Source organism: Mycobacterium simiae, assembly GCF_008370645.1.
Lineage (GTDB): Bacteria > Actinomycetota > Actinomycetes > Mycobacteriales > Mycobacteriaceae > Mycobacterium > Mycobacterium simiae_A.
On sequence record NZ_VTZN01000307.1, the window covers coordinates 1 to 3,097 of the forward strand.

5 protein-coding genes and 1 pseudogene are annotated in these 3,097 nt (G+C 56.9%); 5 read left to right on the forward strand and 1 reads right to left on the reverse strand.

Annotation, left to right across the window (positions count from 1 at the left end; translation table 11 throughout):
- Nucleotides 1–371, reverse strand: a pseudogene (locus tag F0Q45_RS28775) (hypothetical protein); the annotation flags it as partial.
- A gap of 65 nt (nt 372–436) precedes the next feature.
- Here F0Q45_RS28775 and F0Q45_RS29720 point away from each other — a divergent pair.
- From F0Q45_RS29720 to F0Q45_RS25125, 5 genes are all read left to right on the forward strand, one after another.
- The gene (locus tag F0Q45_RS29720; RefSeq protein ID WP_262491172.1) at nt 437–790 is read left to right on the forward strand and encodes a hypothetical protein; all 354 of its coding nucleotides are present in this window, start codon (nt 437–439) and stop codon (nt 788–790) included.
- A gap of 113 nt (nt 791–903) precedes the next feature.
- Entirely contained in the window at nt 904–1,230 is a 327-nt protein-coding gene (locus F0Q45_RS30380) for a TNT domain-containing protein (protein WP_373425089.1), read from the forward strand.
- Between the two features lie 63 nt (nt 1,231–1,293).
- Nucleotides 1,294–1,866, forward strand: coding sequence for a hypothetical protein (locus F0Q45_RS25115; RefSeq protein WP_149656460.1), 573 nt, complete (start codon nt 1,294–1,296; stop codon nt 1,864–1,866).
- A gap of 98 nt (nt 1,867–1,964) precedes the next feature.
- Nucleotides 1,965–2,432, forward strand: a complete 468-nt coding sequence (locus F0Q45_RS25120; protein WP_149656461.1) for a TNT domain-containing protein — start codon at nt 1,965–1,967, stop codon at nt 2,430–2,432.
- Nucleotides 2,433–2,465: 33 nt separating this feature from the next.
- A complete protein-coding gene (locus F0Q45_RS25125) occupies nt 2,466–3,041 on the forward strand; it encodes a hypothetical protein (RefSeq protein ID WP_149656462.1) in 576 nt (191 codons plus the stop codon).
- Nucleotides 3,042–3,097 lie beyond the last annotated feature (56 nt).

A 3,097-nucleotide genomic window follows, 5' to 3' on the forward strand; every position in this document is an offset into this window, starting at 1 on the left:
AAGACCGATCCGCAACCCAGCGGGAGCCCGGTAGCCTTGCCGGACAAGCCGCCGCAGGTACCGGTTGGGCAGTCGACGCGTCCAGCCGAATCCGCGCCGCCGGGCAACATACGAACTGAATCGCCGACTGCGCCGGCGGGTTCGGCAGCCCAGGGGCGGACCGAGGTGCCGGTCGGTCCGGGCGATCCGGCACCGCCTGCCGAACCGCGTCCTGTAACAGCAACGGGTGAGCACATGCCGTCGAGCACTCCGCGCCCGGCTGAACATACGTCGGCTTCGGCGTCGCCGGCCGGAACGTCCACTGAACTGGCGCCCGCGACTTCTGGGCCGTCCACACCCGCGGCGTCGCGTGCCTTGGCCCCCCGACTCACCGCCTCCGTTAGCCCCGCCGAACCACCAGCACCGCGTGGTGATGTGCCACACATGCTCGCTGACCGTGCTGTATCGAACAGTCTCCCGCCCGAACCATCGCCGAGAGCAGGTGGCACGCGCGGGCCTGGTGACGCCACCGGAAATTTCGGGCCTGGTGACCGGCAATGGGGCCAAGAACTGGGCGCTGACGACACACTCAGACATGGAATCGCTCCTGAGGAGGATCGCACCGTCGGCGAAACGCACTACGTCGCGGATCGTGCTCAAGGGCTACAAGTCCCTACCAAGGTTCCGGGACTCGATTATTCGTTTCCTGCCGGCGATGCGCTGCGCGTACTGGAGCATCCTGGTGCGGAAATCACGCGCTTGGCTGACGGGGGAGTTCCGGCCAACGTACTCGATGGCTACAAACCTCTAGCCGGACGGACCTTGGAAGAATTTGAGGGGGAATTCACGGCTCGAGGCAAGAAAGGAGAGATTGTGTGGGATTGGGACACTCAAGCTCCCAACAATGGATTTGCAGGAGATCCGATGGAGACCGATCATTTTCCGAGCGGCCTTGGACTTGATCGACTAGGTCCAAACGGTGGTGGTTACCTGTCACCCGAAGGAACCCCACTGGCCGAACGTGCAACCCCACCCGGGCTAGCGGCGCAATACCATGTGTTCCAGGGCACCGGGAACCCAGTTCCACCTGATAAGAATTGGCTAGTACTACATGGCCGTGCTAAAAGCGCATTCGGGCAACCTGGCGGTGGGGAGCAGTGGGTCGTCATCGACCGAGCGACTGGCGAACCTGTATCGGTTGCCGAGCTAAAGAGAAGCGAAATGATAATCGAGTTGCTTAGATCAGATTAATCTCTGGCTCGTTCATGGCCCGTTGATTAACTGAGTGACAGATTTAGCGACCGGAAGAGGAAAATGCGACATATTAATGAAAAAGACATCGCGGAATTGATCAGGCGCTATAATGAGTGGCGGCGGATCTATTACTACGCGGGGCAGGCGGAGCCAAATGAACCTGATTGGCAGAACGATCGACTTTACTTTAGTGACGGGTACCCGTATCCAGATTGGTCAGCGTATATACTCGAACGCGATCCGGAAGGACAGTATCACGTGCTACACGCATCGACCGAACGCCGCAACATTCCCCTTGAAACCTCACGCGCGGTTTTTTCGCGAATACAAGATGCGGGCAAGTACATCGTTTACGAGATTGCCGATCTGCTTCGAGTTTCTCTCGGACTTGATTCGTTAGAAAAAAAGTGGCGAGACGCGGGTTTGGACCCTGAAGTAAACAAGATCTTCTTATCTGATAAGCAGGCGAAGTACGAACTGCGTAGCGACGCCAAGGCATACCTGATCGCGTATTCCGGTGGTATCCAACCGTACCATCACATTCTTAGATTATCGTACGATCAGCTAGATGTTGCGCTGCTCGAGGGCTTCCCTGAAAGTGTCACTAACCGGTTACCAGCAAATCCGAGATAACTTAGGGCGCGATAATAGCAAGTTCTTGGTTGCTATACCGGCTCTGACCCAGTGTCGACCCAGTTGCGGCGGCTAGAAGTAGATTCTGAGCCACCAACGTGCTCGATGAATACGAACCGCGCGCTGGACGGACCTTGCAGGAATTTGAGTGGGAATTCACGATTCAGGGCTCGAGCGGCGAAACATGGTGGGATTGGGACGGCCAAGCACCCAATAATGGATTTCTAGGCGAACCGTTGGAGACCAATCACTTTCCGAGCGAGCTTCGACTCGATCGCCTAGGCTCAAACGCCGGCGGCTACCTGTCGCCGGAGGGAACCCCATTAGCCCAACGTGCAACCCCTCCTGGGCTGGCGACGCAGTATCACGTATTCGAAGGCACGGGTAGGCCAATACCTCTGGGCAAGGACAACTGGGTGGTACAGCACGGCCCAGCCAAGGAAGTGTTCGGGCAGCCGGGCGGTGGGGAGCAGTGGATTGTCCTCGACCAATCGACCCGACGCCCGGTGCCGGTCGAGGAGCTTATTAAAGCACGGCTTCTCAAAGAAATAGATCGGCCGGAGTGATCCGCATATTCACTACACCAACAAAGGAGCCAGATGCCAATTCTTAAAGAGGGTGATCCTGATATTGTTGAGTTGATAGGCCGGTATAGCAGATGGCGAAGAATATACGGCTATGCAGGCAAGGCGGCGCCCGATGAAGCGGATCTGGAAAGCGGCCGCTTGCATTTTCGGTTTGGATACCCATACCCAGATTGGTGGGCTTTCATACTTGAGGGCAGTGCTGACGGGCGTTATCGGTGCCTGCGTGCATCCACCGAGCGGAGCGTGACCCCGGTTGAAACTTCTCAGGGAAACTTTGCGCGAATCCAAGACGCCGGAAAGTTCATAATCTATAATATCGCAGAGTCGCTCCGGATTGATTGCCGAATGGAACCGATAAGCTGGCGATGGGACGACGCGGGTCTTGATCCGTTGGTGAACATGTACATTGAGAGCTACCGCACGGTCAAGTATGTGCTGAGGAACAACTCCAACGCGTATTTCATCATGACTCGCGGCGATATGGCCTACAGTCATATCCTTCCGCTTTCTTACGATGAATTGGACGCTGTACTTCTAGACGGGTTTCCGGAAAGCGTTATGGCCCAGCTGAATGCCGAATCAGGCTGAGGAGGGAAGCTAAATGCTATTGCGCGATCCGAGTCGAGGGACTAACTCATGCGAAG